The following is a 20,480-nucleotide window of genomic DNA, read 5'->3' as shown; positions in this document are numbered from 1 at the left end:
CGGGAGCAACATGAGCGGGAAAAACAGTACGTTCAAAGCGCGTACTCAAAAATCAGCGCATTAGATACGGTCAGTTTGGAACGGACCAATACGAACTAGGTTTTCCGGGTCATGCTCTCCACCCAGCTGTTCGGTAGAAAAGTATTCGCGGCTATTGAGCGGTGCATGCCAGCGTGCAGCCAAGCGACGAAATAAGCCCCATGAGGCTAGATTGTCAGGCGTAATGGTGGTTTCTAGGTGATGCACATCGTCAAGTTCTGGACGAGACATGATCGCCTCGACCAACCGGCGCGCTAGCCCTGTACCGCGGGCCTTCTCGCCTACTGCCACCTGCCATAGGAAGTAGGTATCTGGCGCATTGTCCTTAACGTAGCCAGACACAAAACCAACGACCTCGCCTTCTTCATTGGTGGCTACTGCACAGGTGTCACGAAATTGTGTCGCAAGCAGCAGGTAAGCATAGGCGGAATTCACATCCAGAGGTGGGCAGGCTTTAATAAGCTCATAGACTCCCCAGCCATCATCCGCATTGGGTTTGCGAATAAACAGCGGCGTCTCTGCATGGCCCACAACAGCATCAGCCACTGTGGGTCGTGCCAAGTCAGCAGAAGGAGTAAAAGGTTGTGTCGGCGTACTCATAGTTATGCTTCGCTGTAGCGAATTTGATGATCATTATAACAGCTGATTATGAGCAATTCAAAAGCCATATTATTCACCACCCTGATTTCCATAATTTTTCGTTATAATGAGGCGAAGCAAAATCGCTGCATACATAGCTGGTTACATCGCTTCTGCTTTAAGAATAGCGCAAGTAGACGACAAAAAAAGGCGTGCCAAAGGCACGCCTAAAACAGTCTCAAGGAAAACCCTGAGGGCCTTGAACGACAAATGGGATTCAAGTGCGCGTGAGCGTACGTAGCGTCACAAATTCCTCTGCCCCCGTAGGGTGAATGCCTACGGTACGGTCAAAATCATGTTTGGTAAGACCCGCTCTCACCGCAATGGCAATGCCCTGAATAATTTCACCTGCGTCCTCTCCAACCATATGAGCCCCCACCACCACATCAGTGGCATCGTCTACCACCAATTTCATCAATGTGCGCTCTTGGCTACCTGACAATGTGTGTTTCATAGCACGGAAATTGGTGCTATAGACACGGATGTTAGTAAACTTTTCCCTGGCAGCTTCTTCGGAAAGTCCCACTGTCCCGATGTTGGGGTGGCAAAAAACGGCGGTTGGAATCGTGGCGTAATCCAACGGTTGGGGAATGGTATTGGTAAAATGAATATCAACAAGTTGCATGGCTTCTGCTAACGCCACTGGCGTTAGTTCAGGACCAGCGATTAAGTCACCCAGGGCAAGGACTGACGGTATCGCCGTTTCAAAGCGCTCATTAACAGGGATTTTGCCCTGTTCGTTCAGATCCAGACCCAGCGCCTCTAAGCCTAAATCTTTAATATTGGCTTTACGCCCAGTGGCCGCTAAGACCACATCAACCTCAAGCACCTCGCCATTGGTGAGGTGAACATTGTAGGCCTCTGGGGTAGCTTCAATGCGCTCAATGTTCTTGTTGAAGTGGAGGTTCACCCCCTTCCTCTCCATTTCAGCACAGGTGAACTCGCGAACCTGTTGATCAAACCCTTTCAAAAACAGCTCGCCGCGGTAGATAAGGTGTGTCTCGCTGCCCAACCCATTAAAAATACTGGAAAATTCTACGGCAATATAACCACCACCGAGCACTAAAAACCGCTTGGGGAAGGTATCTAAATCAAAAATCTGGTTGGAATCTAATGCGAATTCACTGCCGGGAAAATCGGGAACCCAGGGCCAACCACCCGTGGCAAGTACGATTTTTCGGGCTGTCAGCAATATATTGCCATGCTCACCACTTAACGCCACCGTGTTAGCGTCAACGAGTCGTGCACGAGCGTTAAACAACGTGACCCCCGCACCCTCAAGCATGCGCTGATAAATGCCGTTTAGGCGCTTTATTTCGCTGATTTTGTTGTCTCGTAGCGTGGCCCAATCAAAGCTGGCCGGGCCAGGCAATTGCCAGCCAAAACCTGCCGAATCGTCAAAGCTGTCGTGAAAATGGGCCGCGTACGAGTAAAGTTTTTTTGGGACACAGCCGACGTTGACACAGGTTCCGCCCAAGTAACGATCTTCGGCAATCGCCACCCTGGCACCGGTGGCTGCTGCCGTACGAGCAACACGGACGCCACCAGAGCCTGCTCCAATGACCAAGAGGTCATATTCGTATTCAGAAATGTCTGCCATCGCTTGCTCCTGTGGAGTTAAATATTCGTGTACCTTGACGGCCAAACATGGATATTGACCTGACTGTCGGAGGAGGTTAAAACCTTTTGTTGTTATTTTATACTGCCTGATAATTTATACTGACTAAAATTCGACATTCCGCTTTCTGATCAGCAATTTACCTCTATCCAACCTGTCTGGAGAATTTATGTCTGACGCTATTGCGACGCTGCTTGATAACAATCGCGCCTGGGCTGAACGTATGTGCGAAGAGGACCCCGATTACTTTAAACGCCTCTCGAATCAGCAAAACCCGGATTATTTATGGATTGGCTGTTCCGATAGCCGCGTACCAGCCAATCAAATTATTGCTCTCCCTCCCGGAGAGGTGTTCGTACATCGCAACGTCGCTAACTTACTCCACCATACGGATATGAATGCGCTATCGGTAGTACAGTTCGCCGTGGACGTACTGAAAGTTAGCCATATCATGATTGTCGGTCATTACGGTTGCGGTGGTATCAAAGCCGCTATGATGGGAGGTGAATGCGGCGTCGTTGATTACTGGCTGCATTCGGTACGTGAGCAATATAATCATCACCGAAGTTCTCTAGAGCATCTCCCGCTAGAAGATCAAATTGATCGTATGTGTGAGCTCAACGTCAAAGCACAGGTTAATAGTTTGTGCCGTACCAAAATTTTGCAGCGCGCTTGGCAACGTGGCCAACAAATTTCAGTACATGGCTGGGTTTATGGTTTAAGTGATGGTCGCGTTAAAGACCTAAATTGCACCATTAGTGGTTTAGAGCAAGTGGAGACGCTTTACCGCATTGATCGTGTCCAACAAGGCGATTAAGCGCCCTTCCCCGCGCCTGCTGATACGCTAGTCATAGCGGTAGGCGCGATGACAACTTTTACAGCTTTTGCCTACTTCCGAAAGTGCGCGAGCTGTATTACGAGGGTTTTCTTGCTCTGCCACATCAATCAAATTGGCGATTTTATCTTCAAGGTCGTCAAAACCGCCGGCAAACTTATCCCACTCCTCCCAAATAGAGGCCCGCGCATCGGAGCCACCACCATGCGTGCCCGCGATAAATGCAGGGAGTAAGCGTTGGGCGCTGGCACGTTCTTGCAGTTCCGTTAAGCGCGGTGCGGCAGCCTCCAGATCTTGGTTATTAACTAAGTCAAAGCGCAACTGACGAACCAGGCTTTCTATATCTTTAAGCTCTTGCTGACGCCACATCACTGCTTCACGTTCGCTTGCGAATGATGTGTCGTCAACGGTTTGAGGCATCGCCAGTTCGGTAACGGTTTCTTCACCTGCCCAGGCGGGCGATACACAGAGCATGAGCGTCAAGGCACTGCCTATCGCGCCATGCTGGAAAGCCAGCATTCGCTGAGAACGCTGCGGTTGACCGATTAGATTACTTAACCAATGGGACATGTAACACCCGTGCCTTTCAAGCCGCAGTAGCCGTTAGGGTTTTTATCAAGATACTGCTGGTGGTAAGCCTCCGCATAATAAAACGTTTCCAGCGGTTTTATTTCGGTGGTGATTGGCCCTCTACCTGCCTTATCGAGCGCTTGTTGATACGCTGCGGCGCTCTGCTCGGCTACAGCTTGTTGAGTTTGGCTTGTTGTAAAAATGGCAGAACGATACTGTGAGCCAATGTCATTACCCTGACGGTTACCCTGGGTGGGATCGTGCTGTTCCCAAAAAACTTGTAACAGGGTTTCCAGATCAACTTGCTGGGGATCATAAATCACTCTCACCACCTCAGTATGACCGGTACGTCCCGTGCAAGTCTCCTCATAGGTTGGGTTGGGTGTTTCACCACCAGCGTAACCAGCCGCGGTGACATAAACCCCAGGCAGCTGCCAAAAAAGGCGTTCCACACCCCAGAAGCAGCCCATCCCTAGCACGATCTCTTCGTGGCCTTTGGGAAAGGGTGGATGTATCGAATGCCCATTGATGGTATGCACCTGGCTTGTTTCTATGGGCGTATCTCGCCCAGGCAGCACACGCCCTGAACTTGAGTTAGCTTTTGAAAATAGTGACATATCGCCCTCACTTATTGCTGCTGAATGATTTCTGGATCACCGGAACGAGTAAACGTATAGATTAAATCCACGGCTTGGTTAGTTCCCGATACGGCTTGAACGTAGAGGTTGCGCCACAGAGTGTAGCGCAGTGTTAACTCTGCAATGGGGGAGAAAATCCCCACGCCATAACTAATCCTCAGATCATCGGTCAATTGGCCGCTGACGGCGACTTGACTGTCATCACCTGCACCCGAGGTATCCAGCGTTAAATCGTCAATGCCGAAAGCTTCTCCAATCGAACCGACTGCGCCACCGGTGCGCCCTAGCGACATACCAATCAGCGCGGTTGTCAGGGCGTTATCCACTCCACCACCTGAAGCATCTGGAGCACGGCCTCGCAATAAATAAGAGAGCGCGCGGGATTCATTCATAGGCGGTTCAGAAAAGATCAGTACGTTTGGCGCTTCGGCACTGCCAGTGACACGTAGGCCCGCAATAACGTCATCTTCAGTAACCTCTGGGTTGCGGATAGCTTCGAAGTCAAGGGTGGGCAGATCGGGAGGACCGCTAAACAGAAGTTCACCCCGGCGAATGATAAGGTCTTGACCAAATGCCTGGAAGCGACCATCCACTAAATTAACATCTCCAAACAACTGTAACGCACCGCTGCTTTGCCGAACTTCCAACGAGCCCCCCAGTCCAGACTCTAAGCCATAGGCGGATAGCTGCATATCACTGCCCAACGTTAGGGTCACCAGCACATCAAGCGCCATACCGGTGGCAGCAAGTTCATCCGCCGCACTGGGCCCATCATTGGTAGCAGCACGCTGCGCCTCGATTTCAGCCTGCCGGTCATCGCGCTCGGTGATAATCACCTCATCACCACTCGGTGTGATGGCCGATGACGGCATGTCGCCAATCTCAAGCCGTGCCCAGGGTAAATTAACATCACCTCGCACTTGCAGCATTTCCGGGGTTACCCGAATACGGAGATCAGGCGCCACCTCAAGACGGCCAAACTGGGGTAATACGACTAAGATTGGCTCTTGAACTGCGTTCAGGTCGACGCCAATGCGCCAATCGTCACCGCTTGGCCAGTAAGCATCACCGGTGATTTCCAAACGCCCACGTTCGGCGGCTAGATAACCAACGATATCACCCTGCTCACCATCGAAAGAGACAACCAATTCACCATCTTGAACATCGACTGGAATATCCGGCCCATTAACACGAATATTGCGAAGCGCAAGCTGGCCCTGTAAATCAGGCTGCGAGGTCGTGCCGTTAATTTGTACACTGCCGGTTAGCTCACCTTCCAGTTGGTCCATACCTACCAACATAGGCCGGTAGGGTTGCAGCGATACATTTTCTGCGCGTAGCTCTCCTGACAACGCGCCCGCCCCTAATGGGTCATTGACCGACAAGGCTAGGTTGAGATCTCCTGCCTCAGCAAGCGAGAGCGACACATTGGCTTCCGCCTGGGCTTGAGTGGCCTCAATCTGTGCGTCTAAACTGATCTCTGGCAATTGGACGGGCTGACCATAATCATTAACAGCCGTAATCTCGAGATCGCTTAATATCTGTAGATTGGTCTGCCACTGCGTGCCCCCCTGCCGCCAATTGGCATCAAGGTCCGCTGTCGTATCGCCCGTTAACTGCCAGTTTTCTGGCAGAAATGGCTCCAACATTTCCATGGGGACTTCACGTAGCGAGAGCACGGCATTACCCTGCTGAGCAGAGGCGCTAATTTCCTGTTCAGAGCAGACTACTCCCCCCTGTTCTCGCCGCAGGCAGAACGACGACAGGCTCGCCTGACCATTGGCCAAGTTGTAGCGTAAGTCCAGGGGCGCTTCAAGACGGATATCACCCGCGTCAGAATCAATTTCCAGCGGCGTGACGCGCGCCTGATATAGCTGGCCCTGCTGATCAAAACGACCATCAAGGGCGATTAATGCTCGACTTAAAACGCTGTTATTTTCACCTTGTGCGGTAAGCTCAAGGCGATGGTCTGAGAGGCGCCCGGTCAGGTTCGCATTCATGGTGGAAAGCGCCTGACCGCCAGCATTGACGTTCTGCAGCGCCAGTTGCACGTCAAGGGCGGGATCGTCAATGCCCTGAATATCGGCATCTAGAACGAGCTGTTCGATGCGGTTTTCGCCAAATCGCACGCCATTGCCTTGCAAGTTAGCGAGTAACTGCGGCTGACTAAAACTACCGCTGGCCTCTAGCGTGCCAACGATATTACCCGCCAAGTCCGGCGAGAGGGTTTGCAACTGACGTAGCGCAATGTCTGCATTTAACGACATGGCTTCTTCGCTGATTTGCCCCACTGCTTCTAAGCGATTATCCCCCTGCGTGAACAGCATCTCCTCAATATCCAGCTCCAAGTCGCTGTTAGCATCAAAGGCCGCTTGTAGGGTTAAGGGATAATCGCGCAATTCTCCGTCAATCGCTAAATTGGGCACGCTAATCGCCCACTGCTCCTCTTGCTGACGCAACGTAAGCTCAATGTCGCCGTTTAAATTACCCTCTAGCTGGTCAACGAAATGGGCAGGGTTAAACTGATCCAGACGAATAGACGTATTGACCTGTAGCGGGGCTACCCAGCTAATGCTGCCTTCGCTGCGCAAGGAGCTTTCGTCGACCGCGAGGGTGAGCGGTTGCCAGCTAAACTGCTCAAGATCACCCTCGCCGCTTACATTTATCTGAGTGAGCGGCAAGCTAGGCCCTTCGACCGCCATCGCCAGTTGAGCGTTATAATCACTAAGGCTTCCCGTTACCTGCAAATCAAGATCATCGACCACGTAAGGGTCGGAGGCAGCATCACCATTGGCTTGCGCCGTCTTTTCTTCTGGGTTGTCCGCTTCGCTTTCGGGCAGCGGCCACTGAATTTGATCGCTTTGTAGCTCTAGTTGAAACGGCAGCGTGGGGGCTAGCGCGTCTACTTGAGCGTTTAATGACGCATTTACTGCCCCTGACGCTTCAAGCTGGGCTTCCAGTGCATCGAGTGGGCCAGACAGCGTTAACGTCAAGGTCTCGCCATCGAGCTCAGGAAACCTCTCAGCTAAAAAAAGTTCTACGTTCAAACGAGCTTCAAGTGGGTAACTGCCGCTTAAGGTCGCCTTTGCGGTTAATTCAGCCTCAGCGTCTGGCGTAACGACAGCAAGCTCGGTTAACTCAACGCGGTCGCCCTCGGTTATCAGTCCAAGGTGTAGACGTTCCACTCGATACTCAGTGGCGCCTTCCAGGCGAAAATCGTTAAGCGTAAATTCGGGTATTTGAATATCCACCGGCAAGGTGATGTCAGGCAATTCCAGCCGTTCTCGTGCTTCTAACTGCTCTTCTGGAGACTCTACTGCCAGTACGGCTTCGTCTTGCGGTTCACGGAGCAATATAGCGGCATCGATAGCCTCAGCAGAAAGAGGTGTTTCAGTGGCTTGCGTTAGCAGTACACCTGCTGATGGCGGCAAATAAAGGCGAGGTTGCTCCAAGTGAGTCGGCGCAAGCCGCACGTCATTGCCTTCCGCAACGACCGCGGAGCTTAAAGAACGCCATGCCACTTCGGTGCCGTCAGCAAGGCGTAAGTTAACATCATCGAGCTGAAGTGACCGTACCTCAATGGGAAAGGGAAAACGAATCTCCAGCGGTGCTCCGCCCTCTTCGGGTGGAGGTTCCTCCTCACTTGATGTGCCCAGGCGGATATCGGCGCCCACGGCACGGAGTGTGTCGATACATAAACGCCCCGATAAAACACAGTCATCCGACCACTGAAGCTCAAATTCATCCACGCCGATTCGTGTTTCTCCTAACTGCAATTGGAAGTCTTCAATCAGGAAATCATCAAGAAGGCCGCCTTCATGATGGGCATAGGAGAAAAAATCACGTTGTTCGCCCTGCGAAAGCAACACCCCAGTGCCCCAAGGAGATAGTGCTACCCCGGCAACTAACGCCACAAGCGCAAACAGCCAAATTGGCAGTACGATAATAAGGCGTAAAAGGCTCCAAATTAGGAGCCAAGCGCGATATTTAGGAGACAATATCTGGCGGTTATCAGACGTAGATGGTTCAGCTTGAGGCAAGTCTCTCTCCTAGAATTCCGGCCCTATGGAAAAGTGCAAACGCCAATCGTCTTCGTGATCGAAAGGGTGCGCGATGTCTAAGCTAATTGGCCCCACCGGTGAAACCCACCTTACTCCTGCCCCGGCACCGGTTTTCAAATCATTTGGCCCCCAATTGTCAAACGCATCGCCACTGTCCATAAAAGTGGCTGCCCACCAATCCCCTGTCACGCGGCGTTGATACTCAATAGATGAAGTCAACATTTGCTGGCCACCACGTAGCCGGCCTTCTTCGTTACGCGGCGAAAGACTTTCATAGGAGTAGCCGCGCACACTGCGGTCACCGCCCGCAAAAAAGCGCAGCGATGGCGGTATTTTGTCAAAGTCATCGGTTTCAATAGCGCCTAAACCAAGGCGTGCCAAGAACCGGTTATCATTGCCGATAGTACGGATCCATTCGGTATCTGCCGTGACGCGGGCAAACTGAGCATCTGATCCCCACATTTTATCCGAGTACTCTAGGGAGAGCTGCTGACGGTCGCCCCACAAGGGAAAGCGCTGAGGGCGTGTGCGCGTGCGAGACCACTGAATTCCCGGGTAGAACAGCCATACCTGATCCGCCTCTCCCCCTTGTTCAAAATCCTCATAGGTAGTGCGGAAATAGACCGTTTGGACCCAATCGTTATCGAACTCCCAACGCCGAGCGATCTCAACGGTGCCTTCTAGCGACTGGGTATCGCTATCGTCGACATTACGAACGCCGTATTGAAGCCTATAACTATTGCGAAGGGGGTCTTCGAGAGGCACGTTATAGACCCCCGTAAAGCGCTGCTCGGGAGCGGATAAATAAAGATCATGGTCAAGGCTGTGGCCATAGCGATTGATCCATGGCTGCTCCCAGCCAAAGCGCAGTCGTGGGCCCACATCAGTGGCATAACCAATACCTACTTCGAATTGATGTCGATCAGCCGGTTCGACGCTGACATCAATAGGTAACTGCGTATCACTGGATTTATTAAGACTCAGTGCGCTGCTCAAAGCGGCACTAGTGACTCGGGGGCGCTCTGGTTGCGAAGCGGTAGCTTCACTCCACCACGGGTCTCCGCCTCCTGAAGGCGCAATCGTGAGTTCTTGGGCGGTTTCTAAACGCGGGCGCACTGAGACAGAACTAAACCAGCCTGTTTCCGCCAGTGATTGACTATATTCTGCTAGCGTTTGCGCTAAGTAAGGATCGCCCGTCTCAAATGGCTGCATGCGGCGCAAGCGGTCTAATTCAATATGACTACCGGTGATGAATGCTTTACCAAATTTGTAGCGGGGGCCGCTGTCAAAATCCATGTAGAGACGCGCACTTTGCAAATACGGGCGTACCTCCATACGTCGATCGGTAAATCCCCAATCAAAATAGCCGCGCTCGATAGCCAACCCCGAGAACTGGCCACGCAGCTGCTCCCACGGGGCATGTCGCAATGCATCCCCTTCTTCCAGGGGAAAGTTTTCTATTGCCTGTTGAAACGGCGGGTCGTTACTCGCATCGCCGTCCACATTAATCGACAAAATTTCAATCTCAACTTGAGGCCCCGGCTCGATATCAAGCCTTACGCGCTCATCGGTGACGCGCTCAATGCTTACTTCAGGTTCGTAATAGCCATAAACACGCATTGCTTCCTGAGTCCGGCTGCGTATTTCGCCTTCCAGTCGTACCTTGGTGTATTGCTCGGCATCGATGTTTTGTAAGTAGTCTTGGATATTACCTTCGACCTCATCGGGGACACCTGTAATGGACGCCTCTAGCGCCCATGCCCCCGGTGCTACGCATAACAAGGGCAGCATTACAAAAAGCGTGCCGCCGGTTGCGGATGTCCATCTCCGTTGTCTTCCCATACATTTTTATCCCACCCTGAATCAGCGGCTTTATCACTTAAGTATTCATTTGACGTAACTTGTTAACGCAACATTTCTAATTGGGCACTGAAGGCAAGCTGTGCTTGGCGCACTTGACGTACATCACTCTCCAACGCATTAAGACGTTGAGACCACTCTTGCTCTAATGCCTCCAGGGCTTCTTGTTCTGCTGGCGTATCAGCCTCTGCAATGGCTGACTCCAGTTCATCAACGCGGCTCTCAATCGCTTCTCTTTGCTCTGCTAACTGCTCCTCCCATGCACTGCTAACGTTACTTATCTGGTTATCCAGTACGGCGAGACGCTGCTCGGTCAGTTGCTCCAGGTGGGAAACTTCCTCAATGAGGTTTTGACGTCCAGACGTTCCCGTTTGTTCCAGTGCATCAAGGGATTCACGCATCGCCATTAGTTGGCTGTCGCGCAACTCAGCTTGCTCGCTGAGCTGCTCCAACTGCTGCAGCAGTGTATTAATCGAATCGCTAGAGGCCATATCCTCATTCATAGTGAGTAAGCTGTATAACTCTTCTCGAGTATTAGCCAGCGAAATAGATAGCTGCTCTTGCTCTTGGAAAAGTGTCGCCATCTGAGCTTGTACAAAGGTTATCGCATCTTGTACGCCACTGTCACCCGAATCCAAACGGGCATGTACATTGGACACTTCACCGCTCACTCGATGAAGCTCACTCAACAGTCGTTCACGTTCGTACCAAAGTCCAGCTGCCGCCGCTCCCAATAGCGCAATAACGAATAGTAAGCATAGCCATATTGGCCATAGTTTAGTCCTTTTTCGGTGGCGCAAATGTTGCGCCGTCAGGCTTTGATCCACATCAGGCACAATACGAGAGGATGCGGTGGCGTCTGGCATAACATTTCCTCAAAGAGTCTTCGGGTCGGCACGACGGCCTATACCTCGGTACATTAATCCACAGCTGGCAACGAACTCCGGGTCATAAATATTGCGCCCATCTAATACGAGCTTAGCGTTTAATAACGAACCAAGTCGGTGCCAGTCAGGGTTCCAATAGGTCTTCCATTCCGTGACCAGCATCAATACATCAGCGCCTTCGCAGGCCAAATAGGGGTCATGCGTGTATGTTTTCAGATCGTCATGCTCGCCTACCAAGGCGTGGAGCGCAGGCACCGCGGCTGGGTCGTGTAATTGCACCCTGGCCCCCTGCGCCCAAAGCGCTTCAAGTAATGTCAATACAGGCGCATGGTCAATGCGTGCTGTGCCGGGTTTAAACGCGGCGCCCCAAATCGCCACGGTTTTACCGGCCAGTTCGCCATCAAAATGCGACCATAATTTGCGAAACAGAGTCTCTTTTTTCTGTTCATTAATATCCATCACTTGCTCAAGCAGCGCGGAATAACGGCCACTTTGCAGCTGTACATCGGCCAAGCGTATCAAGTCGCGGGAGAAGTTAGGTCCACCAAATCCACATCCTGGGTATAGATATTCAAACCCTATACGCGAATCGCCCCCCATACCCTGTCGAACATGCTCTACATCGACGCCTAGCGTGTCAGCCAAACCGGCAATTTCATTCATATAGCTGATACGGGTGGCCAGCATGCCGTTAATGGCCAGCTTGGTGAGTTCTGCAGCACGGCGTGGCATACATTGAAACACTTCACTGCGCCGATTAAAGGCGCGTAGCAGCTCACGGGTTATCTGCTCTCCAGGCGCATCATCGCACCCTAATAACCGCCGGGCTGGGCGTGTAAAAGAGTCCCATGCCCGGCCCTCTTCCAACGTATCTGGAAGCGCCACACTAGTATGCTGAGTGCCCATCAGCGCATGCAGGCGCTCGGTCTCCCCTACTGGAAACGTCGAATTATTAATGAGCACAATACCGCGCTGATCCGCGAGCAATGGATCTTCAAGCAATTTACTGGCCGAGCTACGCTGTGCCGGCGATAACGCCAGCCAGATCACTTCAGGAATATCGGCATTTTCCAATCGTTCCAGGATCTGCAGTGTTCCGTCAGCTAAGCCTTGCTCAAGATGGGTTATTAACTGAGGTTCACTGCGTAACCAGTCTACCTTGGAGAGAACTGACCAAGGCGCATCGGAATGAGGTAACCATTGCACATGATGGCCAACCCAGGCCAGTGCAGCAGCGGCCGTCGCTGCACTTAACTCGCTACCGTAAACTAACACCCTCATCCGTTACTCTCCCAGCTGGTAGCGTGACAACATCGCTTGGAAAGCGTCTGCCGTTTGCTGCTGGCCAAAACCAGCGACACGAAGTAATGCCTTACAAATCATAGCGAGGTCCTTTTCATGCGTTCCGACACAGGAGTGGTTAGAATGTCCATAATACTGAAGGCGTGAGTGGATGCCACCTCGCTAACGGATGAAACCGAGTGTAATAGACAATAAATAGTGATTAGGCGCCGACATTTTATTTAATGCTCACTGACAACGGGAGTCACGACATGCAAGCGATACCACAGGATAGCACTGCTAATCACAATCAAGGCAACGTCGATGCAGCGGAAGTCGCTAAATTTGAAGCACTCGCTAGCCGCTGGTGGGACCCGCGGGGTGAATTTAAACCGCTCCATGACATCAACCCCTTGCGCCTTGATTTTATTGATGCACGGGCAGGCCTAGCGGGCAAAAAAGTGCTTGATGTAGGTTGTGGAGGCGGTATTTTGAGCGAGTCAATGACGCACCGCGGGGCTACGGTGACGGGCATTGATCTCGGTGAAGCCCCCTTAGCGGTGGCTCGGCTGCACGCAGAGGAGCGCGGCGTTAAGGTTGATTACCAACACATCAGCGTAGAAGCCATGGCGGTTCAAAAGCCCGGCTTTTACGATGTGGTGACCTGCATGGAAATGCTTGAACACGTCCCCGATCCAGCCTCTGTCATTCGTGCCTGCAGTGCCCTTGTTCGGCCAGGTGGTTATGTTTTTTTCTCTACCCTAAACCGCACCGCTAAATCCTATGCGTTTGCCATTTTAGGCGCTGAGTACGTGCTTAAGTTACTACCACGGGGTACCCATAACTATGCGAAATTTATTCGTCCTTCTGAAATGGCAGCTTGGTCGCGTAACAGTGGTTTAGAAGTGCGCGAACAAACAGGGCTTACTTATAACCCGTTAACGCGTCATTACCGTTTAGTCAGCCATGATGTCTCGGTCAATTACATGATGTACTGCCGCAAGGTGAGCGATTAAATGTCGATGCAAGCCCCCCAAGCAATACTCTTCGACCTGGATGGAACGCTGGTAGATACGGCACCGGACTTGGCCAAGGCAACCAATGCACTGCGAGCCCACCATGGGCTGTCGCCGCTACCCTATGAGGTAATTCGCGGTCAAGTCTCTAACGGCGGTAGTGCGCTGGTTACTCTGGCGCTAGGGCTAGAAGTTAACTCTGCCGAGCATACGCTGGCGCGGCAGTTTCTGCTCGATGCCTATGAGCAAGCGGTAGCCGTTCATAGCCGGGTATTCCCCCCCCTGGATAGGTGGCTAAAAGAGTGGCATGGCGACCAGCGACTTTGGGGGATAGTGACCAATAAGCCACGGCGCTATACGCTTCCCTTACTGGAAGCATTGGCTCTACAGCCTGGGGCACTGTTGTGCGCTGATGATCTAAGCGTAAAAAAGCCTGCCCCTGAGCCGCTCTGGGAAGCAGCCCGACGCCTCGGCGTTAAGCCCGAGCAATGCTGGTATATCGGTGATCATGTACGTGATATAGAAGCAGCAGTGGCCGCTGGAATGACCGCAGTTGCCGTTGGCTATGGCTATATTAGTGAAGCGGACAATTACCAGCAGTGGCCTGCTGATCTTTGGTTTGAAGAGTGTGAAGCACTCGTCGATGCCCTGGGCGCGTTCAAGCGTTAGGTCCTTACCGTTTCGGGCATCGACAAACCCGGCAGCGTTATAGAAACAAGCGCTTATACGCGAGGCGGCTGAGCATCAAGCTTTTGACCGTTGGTGCCTGCACTATCTGGGCCCATTAACCATAAATAGGTAGGCATAATGTCTTCCGGTGTACGCAGCGTAAAGGGGTCTTCCCCAGGAAACGCCGTACGCCGCATTTGCGTACGAGTGGCACCTGGATTAAGCGAATTGACACGGATATTCGATTGGTTATCCAGCTCATCGGCTAACACGTCAACAAAACCTTCAGTGGCAAACTTAGAAACCGAATACGCGCCCCAATACGCACGTCCTTTACGGCCCACACTTGAAGATGTGAAAATTATCGAGGCATCCTCAGACGCCTGTAATAGAGGTAACAGCGCCTGGGTCATCCAGATGGGGCCGTTGATATTAACCTGCATCACCTGCTGCCAGAGCTCTGGATTATACTGCTCAAAAGGCGTAATCCGGCCTAACAATCCTGCGTTATGCAGCAGGCCATCCAAGCGGCCAAACTCTTTATCCAACGTTTCGGCCATATCATGAAAATCTTTTAGCGTGGCGCCTTCAAAGTTAAGCGGAAAAATCGCTGGCTGGGGACCACCAGCCGCTTCGATTTCATCGTAAACACGCTCTAACTTAGCAATGGTCCGCCCTAATAGAATCACGGTTGCCCCGTGATTGGCATAGCTCAATGCTGCCGCGCGGCCAATCCCGTCGCCTGCGCCGGTTACCAACACGACGCGATTTTCCAATAGGTTGGGCGCTGGTTGATAGTCGATCTTGCAGCTCATGCTGATTCCCTGAAGCAAAAATAGATCAAAAAATATTAACCCGCTGATTGGCGCAAAAAGTCATTGGCAAGGCCTGCGGCACTGCTTTGCGGGTAGTCGTCACGCACACGTTCGAGTAACTCACGGCTGAGCTCCGCTTCACCTTTGCGCGCCTTCACCAACCCTAACTTATAGATCGCATCAGGTACTTTACTGCTACCGCTATAATCGTCAATTACCCGGCTAAAGGCTTGATCAGCTGCATCCAACTCGCCTTCTGCCGCGTACAACTCGCCCAGCCAGTAGTGGCCATTGGCGGTTAGACTGGTATCAGGGTGATCGGTAACAAAGGCATCAAATGCCGCAATCGCTTCATCAAAGCGGCGTGCTTGGACATGCGCAAAAGCCGCTTGGTAGTCGGCTTGGGCATCTTCGCTGACATTGCTCCTTGAGGGAGCATTCACGACTTCCTCGGCAGCTTCTGGCTCAACCGCTGGAGTTGACTGTTCAATCTGCGTTGGCCCACTGCTCATCAGGCGATCTTCAATATCAAGGTACTGCTGCTGTGATTGGCGACGCAGCTGTTCCAACTGATGACGTAACTCTTCAATCTGTCCGCGCAGCTGTTGTATTTCCTGCTGATGCTCCTGCACCTGATTAAAGAGTACCAGGTTACCGCTGGATGCTTCCTGGCGCTGCGTCTGCTGATAGAAGCTACTATTGCTATTGGAAGAATCAGAAAGATCTTGAACGAGCGGCTGTTGAGCGGCGGCCGTGAGAGGCAATACGGACAGCGGGAGCACTAAGGCTCCCGCACCGCACAGCCTCTCAACGTAACGCTTGAGACTGTGATTCATGATGACTCCGTAGATAAAAACGGCGTGCGGTTAGCACGCCACCTTCATCAATAGTTAAACACAACACGACGGTTCTGTGCATAGGCGCTCTCGTCTTGGCCACTGGCTGCCGGACGCTCCTCACCATAGCTAACAACACTCATTTGTGAAGGAGATACACCTTGAATGTTCAGGAAGCGCTCTACCGCATCGGCACGACGCTCACCCAGTGCCATGTTGTATTCACGGGTACCGCGCTCATCCGTATGCCCGTGTAGAACCACCTGAGCATTCGGGTTGGCACGCAAATAACGCGCATGAGCCATCACAACAGACTCATAGTCGCTCTTGATTGTATCGCGATCGTAATCGAAATAAATGGTGCGCACTTCAGGGATACGTGAATCAGCCTGCTGACCAGCGCCTGAGCCAGAAGTAGAACCATACTGACTACCTGTGCCAGTACCTGAGGTGCTAGAACCGGTAGTACTGCCATCCTGGCTACCGTACGAGTCACCGTCTTGGGTTCCGCCGGTGCTGGAACAGCCAGCGATTACCACGATAGATAGCGCTGCTGCTAATGAGCGAGCCAACGGCTTAAGTTGCATAATCAGACTCCTTGCCTGAAAACAAAAAATTCAATATTAATCAATGGTGTTGATCAATTTAAGAAGGGTGACCATGCTGGATCACGTACATCGCCTTGTGCGGATGGGAGCCTAAATGAAGAGCGGCCATCGGCAGAAACAGCACTAAGCACCCCGCTATTACCCTGTTGGGTAGCGAAGATTACCATGGTCCCGTTCGGCGCAACACTAGGAGATTCATCTCTTGTTGATTCACTTAGTACTACTAAGCGATCGCCGCTTAGATCCTGCCTTGCTACTTGATAACCACGGCTAGAGCGGTGGATCAAAAAGATCTGCTCACCGTCCGGCGAATAGCGTCCCCGGGCATTGTAGTTGCCCGTAAACGTTAGACGCTCGGCTTCACCGCCGCCCATTGAATATTGATAAAGCTGGGGGCCTCCACTGCGGTCAGAGGTAAACAGTAAACTTTGTCCATCCGGCGACCAAGCGGGCTCCGTATCAATGCTGTTATTGTTGGTAATGCGTTCTAATGAGCGGCTGCCGACATCCATAATATAAATTTCAGGCTGGCCATCTTTGGACAACGACATCGCGATACGCCGGCCATCCGGCGACCAGACGGGTGCGCCATTGATGCCTTCGAACGAGGTCGCTTGGACACGCTGCCCTGTCGCCACATCCTGGATATAGATCGCCGGACGCTCTGTCTCAAACGAGACATAGGCAAGTTTGGTGCCATCAGGCGACCACGCTGGCGACATGATCGGCTCGTCGGAGGTCAATACCTGCTCGCTGCGGCGCCCATCGGCGTCTGCAACATACAAGCCAAACTGCATGTCGTCACCGATACCTTGTGCCGTTACGTAAGCGATTTTAGTAGAGAAGGCACCACGAATATCAGTGATCTCTTCGAAAATTTGATCGCTAATATAATGGGCGGCACCGCGTAGGTCGTTGCCTCTCACTGTCACGGTTTCGCCGATCATGCGGCGCTGGCCGCTAATATCCATCAGCTCGAACTGTAGCTGGAAACCACCCTCAGTTTGCTCTGCCTTACCTACAACCAGATAGCGGACATCCAGCGATCGCCAAGTACCAAACTGCACATCGTCAGACTGGCTAGGCTGTTCAAACATAGCACTGCGTTCTAACGGGTCGAAGTAGCCACTGCGCTCAAGGTCATCTTGCACTATCTGCGCTACATCTTCTGGTAACCCTTCTGATCCTTCGAAGGGCACTACGCCAATGGGCAGCGCCTGGTCGCTGCCACGCGTGATTTCAATGGTTAAGTTGGCACTCGCCACGCTGCTGATTAGCAGCAGCACACAGAACAGCCATACTTTGCTCAAGCTTTGCATCAGCGAACATCTCCCGGAGTAAATCGCAGATTAAACTGACGTAAATTACGTTGCTGGTCGGCTGGTAAATCTCGCAATTCACCAAACGGTGCAGCATGTTCCACGGCCTGCATCACAGACCTATCAAAAGCACTATCGCCACTTGAAGTCACAATCGACGTTGCCAGTACTTCTCCTGATGGTCCTAGCCTTACTTGCAGGGTAGCACTCATCGAATCACTTGCACCGGGCGGAATCACCCATGCCTGCTCAACGGCACGGCGAACAATATTGATAAAGCTATTGGCCGCCTGCTCAGCCTGCTGGGCATTGGCAGCCGCTTCGGCCTCACCTGCCAACTGGCGCTGCATGGCCGCCTCAGCAGCTTCCGCAGCTTGGCGTTGGCTCTCGGCTTCCGCTTCACGGCGCTGCTGCTCTTCCGCTTCACGTTGGCGTTGTGCTTCGGCTTCCCGCTGTCGTTGGGCTTCCTCTTGCTCACGAAGACGTTGCTCTTCGGCTTCACGCTGACGCTCGGCTTCGGCTTCTTCACGGCGTTGCTGTTCTTCGGCTTCGCGCTGGCGTTCAGCCTCTTCCTCTTCGCGACGCTGCTGTTCCTCTGCTTCACGCTGGCGCTCAGCTTCAGCTTCCTCACGGCGTTGTTGTTCGGCAGCTTCTTGCTGGCGACGCGCTTCTTCTACTTCACGCTGACGCTCAGCAACGGCTTGCGCTTCTGCCTCACGTTCAGCCGCCTCGGCAGCCTGCTGCTCCGCCTGCTCTGCCGCTTCTTGCGCACGGCGCTGTGCGTCTGCTTCCGCTGCCTCACGCGCAGCTTCTAGTGCTTGCGCCTCTGCTTCCGCTGCCTGCTGAGCAGCCTCTTCAGCAGCTTGTTGCTCAGCGGCAGCTTGCGCTTCACTGGCCGACGGTTCGTCTGGCGCATCGGGCTCGACAGGCGCTTCAGCAGGTGCATTCATCGCCGCCTGCTCTTCCGTTGACTGTTGGGCCTGATTGGTAAACGTCTCGGTACTTACCAAGGTGGCTTGGACAATCGAAGAGCTATCCGGTTCTGCAACTCGACTAGGCAGGCTAATCAAGCTGAACGCTACAATCGCGACGTGTACGGCTATGGCCAGAACCGTCGGCCACTTATAGCCAACATCCTGAGGATCGCGAGAGGATTTTACTGCCATGTTCGCGTTGCCCTTACCCATCTTGCGGCGGCTCAGAAAGCAGCCCTACGTTAGCTACACCGGCGCCTTGTAGTGTGCTCATCAAGACGACAATCTGACCATAGGCCACATTGCGGTCGCCACGTACCATGACCGGAGTGCCAGGACGCCGTTGCAAAATGGTCATGACGCGATCGGACATCTCTTCCAGCGTGACAGATGAAGAATCTTCCCCGAGCGTGATGAAGTAGCCCCCTTCGCTGTCAACCGAGATGACAATAGGATCATTATCTTCCTGAGTCTCAATGGGCTCGGAGGTTACCTGCGGTAACTCAACTTGTACGCCCTGAGTCAACATAGGCGCGGTGATCATAAAAACCACCAGCAGCACTAGCATAACGTCAATGAAAGGAACGACGTTAATTTCCGCCATCGGTTTGCTTTTACCACTACGATTGAACGGTCCTTGCATGGTTCTCTCCCTTAACTCACGCTCGATTTGCCGTCACGACCTTGCAGATTTCGATGCAAGATAGCGTGAAACTCTTCGGCAAAATCCTCATATTTCCCGAGCAAGCGAGAAGATGCATTGGACAGGCGGTTATAAAAAATAACCGCCGGAATGGCTGCAAATAAGCCCATCGCTGTTGCAATTAATGCTTCTGCAATCCAAGGAGCGACCGTAGCAAGCGTGGCTTGCTGCGTCAGCGAGAGAGCCTGAAACGAACCCATAATGCCCCACACCGTGCCGAAGAGACCGATATATGGGCTAGCGGATGCCACGGTAGCAAGAAATATTAAATGTTGGGTTAAGCGATCTTCTTCCCGTGACCATGCAACACGCATGCTGCGCTGGACACCCTCCAAAACGGTGCCTGGATCGCGGGTCTTGGGCATCAAACGATTAAATTCGCGAAAACCCGCTTGAAAAATGTGCTCAGCGCCATGGCGCGGATCATCGGCTGGGATCTCGCGGTAAAGCTCGTTTAAGTCGACACCTGACCAAAAAGATTCTTCAAATTGGTTGTACTCTTGCTTGGCATTTCGCAGTGCAATACTACGTTGGAAAATCACTACCCAAGAGAGGATCGACCCCACCAACAGTAGCAACATCACCAGCTGCACCACGGTGCTGGCATTCATTATTAGGTGGGGAATGGACATGGCGTTATCGTTCACAGGTGCCCTCATCAATCTATTAGAGTCGGCATTGCCGACGCAATGGGTGACCTCTTGGCTAAGAGGCCCGTGTCAAACTATTAAGCGATGCTGGCCATGCTTTAGGCCGCATATGCTCGGCGCTCAAGCAGGCTATCTCGACTGTAGCGGAGCAGAGGAGTTCCTCATCACGCCAAACTTGCTGTTCAAATGTCATCCGGCAGCGCCCCACATCTGTAACATGCGCACTAATTTCCAACGCATCATCCAGACAGGCCGGTTTCGCGTAATGACAGGCCAAGCGGTATACCACTAGCTGCGTGCCTTCGTCTAGCAGCGTTTGTTGGTCAAAGCCCAGCTGGCGTAGCCATTCGCTGCGCGCACGCTCCATAAACTTCAAATAGTTAACGTAGTAAACAATACCACCTGCGTCAGTATCTTCCATATAAACGCGCAGCGGCAGACGATAACCATTATTAATCGAAT

The 20,480-nt window shown here is 52.5% G+C and carries 19 protein-coding genes; 3 read left to right on the top strand and 16 right to left on the bottom strand.

From position 1 onward, the window contains the following. Positions 1-60: 60 nt before the first annotated feature. The gene (gene ectA / locus ACW44H_RS09615; RefSeq protein ID WP_035579286.1) at positions 61-639 is read right to left on the bottom strand and encodes a diaminobutyrate acetyltransferase; all 579 of its coding nucleotides are present in this window, start codon (positions 637-639) and stop codon (positions 61-63) included. A gap of 256 nt (positions 640-895) precedes the next feature. Next, positions 896-2,278, bottom strand: a complete 1,383-nt coding sequence (gene gorA / locus ACW44H_RS09610; protein WP_457508801.1) for a glutathione-disulfide reductase — start codon at positions 2,276-2,278, stop codon at positions 896-898. A gap of 187 nt (positions 2,279-2,465) precedes the next feature. Here gorA and can point away from each other — a divergent pair, with 187 nt between their 5' ends. After that, on the top strand, positions 2,466-3,113 hold the full coding sequence (gene can / locus ACW44H_RS09605) for a carbonate dehydratase (protein ID WP_457508799.1): 648 nt from the start codon (positions 2,466-2,468) through the stop codon (positions 3,111-3,113). Between the two features lie 27 nt (positions 3,114-3,140). Here the strand turns inward: can and ACW44H_RS09600 are convergent, their stop codons facing one another. From ACW44H_RS09600 to ACW44H_RS09575, 6 genes are all read right to left on the bottom strand, one after another. Continuing rightward, a complete protein-coding gene (locus ACW44H_RS09600) occupies positions 3,141-3,701 on the bottom strand; it encodes a c-type cytochrome (protein WP_457508797.1) in 561 nt (186 codons plus the stop codon). Further along, entirely contained in the window at positions 3,686-4,318 is a 633-nt protein-coding gene (gene msrA, locus ACW44H_RS09595) for a peptide-methionine (S)-S-oxide reductase MsrA (RefSeq protein WP_457508796.1), read from the bottom strand. Before msrA ends, ACW44H_RS09600 begins: the two co-directional genes overlap by 16 nt. An 11-nt stretch (positions 4,319-4,329) precedes the next feature. Then, complete coding sequence (gene tamB / locus ACW44H_RS09590) at positions 4,330-8,379, bottom strand: autotransporter assembly complex protein TamB (RefSeq protein ID WP_457508794.1); 4,050 nt, start codon at positions 8,377-8,379, stop codon at positions 4,330-4,332. A 9-nt stretch (positions 8,380-8,388) separates the two neighbouring features. Continuing rightward, complete coding sequence (gene tamA, locus ACW44H_RS09585; protein WP_457508792.1) at positions 8,389-10,242, bottom strand: autotransporter assembly complex protein TamA; 1,854 nt, start codon at positions 10,240-10,242, stop codon at positions 8,389-8,391. 62 nt (positions 10,243-10,304) lie between these two features. Beyond that, positions 10,305-11,126, bottom strand: a complete 822-nt coding sequence (locus ACW44H_RS09580) for a hypothetical protein (protein WP_457508790.1) — start codon at positions 11,124-11,126, stop codon at positions 10,305-10,307. Positions 11,127-11,135: 9 nt separating this feature from the next. Then, complete coding sequence (locus tag ACW44H_RS09575) at positions 11,136-12,428, bottom strand: nucleotide sugar dehydrogenase (protein ID WP_457508788.1); 1,293 nt, start codon at positions 12,426-12,428, stop codon at positions 11,136-11,138. 272 nt (positions 12,429-12,700) lie between these two features. Here ACW44H_RS09575 and ubiG point away from each other — a divergent pair, with 272 nt between their 5' ends. Continuing rightward, a complete protein-coding gene (ubiG, locus tag ACW44H_RS09570) occupies positions 12,701-13,444 on the top strand; it encodes a bifunctional 2-polyprenyl-6-hydroxyphenol methylase/3-demethylubiquinol 3-O-methyltransferase UbiG (RefSeq protein WP_113267877.1) in 744 nt (247 codons plus the stop codon). Continuing rightward, positions 13,445-14,113: an HAD-IA family hydrolase gene (locus ACW44H_RS09565; RefSeq protein ID WP_457508786.1), complete on the top strand. Its 669-nt coding sequence runs from the start codon at positions 13,445-13,447 to the stop codon at positions 14,111-14,113. Positions 14,114-14,166: 53 nt separating this feature from the next. On the opposite strand, the gene ACW44H_RS09560 is transcribed toward ACW44H_RS09565, so the two are convergent. The 8 genes from ACW44H_RS09560 to ybgC are packed head-to-tail and all read right to left on the bottom strand — an operon-like array spanning position 14,167 to position 20,439. Continuing rightward, positions 14,167-14,928 carry a YciK family oxidoreductase gene (locus ACW44H_RS09560; protein ID WP_113267879.1) on the bottom strand — a complete coding sequence of 254 codons (762 nt, stop codon included), beginning with the start codon at positions 14,926-14,928 and terminating at the stop codon, positions 14,167-14,169. Between the two features lie 35 nt (positions 14,929-14,963). Continuing rightward, a complete protein-coding gene (ybgF, locus tag ACW44H_RS09555) occupies positions 14,964-15,764 on the bottom strand; it encodes a tol-pal system protein YbgF (RefSeq protein WP_457508784.1) in 801 nt (266 codons plus the stop codon). A 47-nt stretch (positions 15,765-15,811) separates the two neighbouring features. Beyond that, positions 15,812-16,351, bottom strand: coding sequence for a peptidoglycan-associated lipoprotein Pal (gene pal, locus ACW44H_RS09550; protein WP_113267881.1), 540 nt, complete (start codon positions 16,349-16,351; stop codon positions 15,812-15,814). A 53-nt stretch (positions 16,352-16,404) separates the two neighbouring features. Then, positions 16,405-17,691: a Tol-Pal system beta propeller repeat protein TolB gene (tolB, locus tag ACW44H_RS09545; protein WP_457508781.1), complete on the bottom strand. Its 1,287-nt coding sequence runs from the start codon at positions 17,689-17,691 to the stop codon at positions 16,405-16,407. Next, positions 17,691-18,857, bottom strand: coding sequence for a cell envelope integrity protein TolA (gene tolA, locus ACW44H_RS09540; protein WP_457508779.1), 1,167 nt, complete (start codon positions 18,855-18,857; stop codon positions 17,691-17,693). Before tolA ends, tolB begins: the two co-directional genes overlap by 1 nt. A gap of 13 nt (positions 18,858-18,870) precedes the next feature. Further along, a complete protein-coding gene (gene tolR / locus ACW44H_RS09535) occupies positions 18,871-19,308 on the bottom strand; it encodes a protein TolR (protein WP_113267884.1) in 438 nt (145 codons plus the stop codon). An 11-nt stretch (positions 19,309-19,319) separates the two neighbouring features. Then, positions 19,320-20,015, bottom strand: coding sequence for a protein TolQ (tolQ, locus tag ACW44H_RS09530; protein ID WP_113267885.1), 696 nt, complete (start codon positions 20,013-20,015; stop codon positions 19,320-19,322). A 58-nt stretch (positions 20,016-20,073) separates the two neighbouring features. Next, on the bottom strand, positions 20,074-20,439 hold the full coding sequence (ybgC, locus tag ACW44H_RS09525) for a tol-pal system-associated acyl-CoA thioesterase (protein WP_457508985.1): 366 nt from the start codon (positions 20,437-20,439) through the stop codon (positions 20,074-20,076). Positions 20,440-20,480: the final 41 nt, after the last annotated feature.

It is taken from the genome of Vreelandella sulfidaeris Esulfide1 (assembly GCF_054072535.1).
Note: the sequence above shows the minus strand (reverse complement) of the source record. Positions and strands in the feature narration are given on the sequence as shown.

What these genes read in the sequence shown, in the direction of transcription:
- ybgF (WP_457508784.1), bottom strand. Translation starts at nt 15,764, where the DNA reads ATGAATCACAGTCTCAAGCGTTACGTTGAGAGGCTGTGCGGTGCGGGA.
- can (WP_457508799.1), top strand. Translation starts at nt 2,466, where the DNA reads ATGTCTGACGCTATTGCGACGCTGCTTGATAACAATCGCGCCTGGGCT.
- ectA (WP_035579286.1), bottom strand. Translation starts at nt 639, where the DNA reads ATGAGTACGCCGACACAACCTTTTACTCCTTCTGCTGACTTGGCACGA.
- ybgC (WP_457508985.1), bottom strand. Translation starts at nt 20,439, where the DNA reads ATGGAAGATACTGACGCAGGTGGTATTGTTTACTACGTTAACTATTTG.
- tolA (WP_457508779.1), bottom strand. Translation starts at nt 18,857, where the DNA reads ATGGCAGTAAAATCCTCTCGCGATCCTCAGGATGTTGGCTATAAGTGG.
- tolR (WP_113267884.1), bottom strand. Translation starts at nt 19,308, where the DNA reads ATGCAAGGACCGTTCAATCGTAGTGGTAAAAGCAAACCGATGGCGGAA.
- ACW44H_RS09575 (WP_457508788.1), bottom strand. Translation starts at nt 12,428, where the DNA reads ATGAGGGTGTTAGTTTACGGTAGCGAGTTAAGTGCAGCGACGGCCGCT.
- ACW44H_RS09565 (WP_457508786.1), top strand. Translation starts at nt 13,445, where the DNA reads ATGTCGATGCAAGCCCCCCAAGCAATACTCTTCGACCTGGATGGAACG.
- gorA (WP_457508801.1), bottom strand. Translation starts at nt 2,278, where the DNA reads ATGGCAGACATTTCTGAATACGAATATGACCTCTTGGTCATTGGAGCA.
- ACW44H_RS09560 (WP_113267879.1), bottom strand. Translation starts at nt 14,928, where the DNA reads ATGAGCTGCAAGATCGACTATCAACCAGCGCCCAACCTATTGGAAAAT.
- ACW44H_RS09580 (WP_457508790.1), bottom strand. Translation starts at nt 11,126, where the DNA reads ATGCCAGACGCCACCGCATCCTCTCGTATTGTGCCTGATGTGGATCAA.
- ACW44H_RS09600 (WP_457508797.1), bottom strand. Translation starts at nt 3,701, where the DNA reads ATGTCCCATTGGTTAAGTAATCTAATCGGTCAACCGCAGCGTTCTCAG.
- tamA (WP_457508792.1), bottom strand. Translation starts at nt 10,242, where the DNA reads ATGGGAAGACAACGGAGATGGACATCCGCAACCGGCGGCACGCTTTTT.
- pal (WP_113267881.1), bottom strand. Translation starts at nt 16,351, where the DNA reads ATGCAACTTAAGCCGTTGGCTCGCTCATTAGCAGCAGCGCTATCTATC.
- msrA (WP_457508796.1), bottom strand. Translation starts at nt 4,318, where the DNA reads ATGTCACTATTTTCAAAAGCTAACTCAAGTTCAGGGCGTGTGCTGCCT.
- tolB (WP_457508781.1), bottom strand. Translation starts at nt 17,691, where the DNA reads ATGCAAAGCTTGAGCAAAGTATGGCTGTTCTGTGTGCTGCTGCTAATC.
- ubiG (WP_113267877.1), top strand. Translation starts at nt 12,701, where the DNA reads ATGCAAGCGATACCACAGGATAGCACTGCTAATCACAATCAAGGCAAC.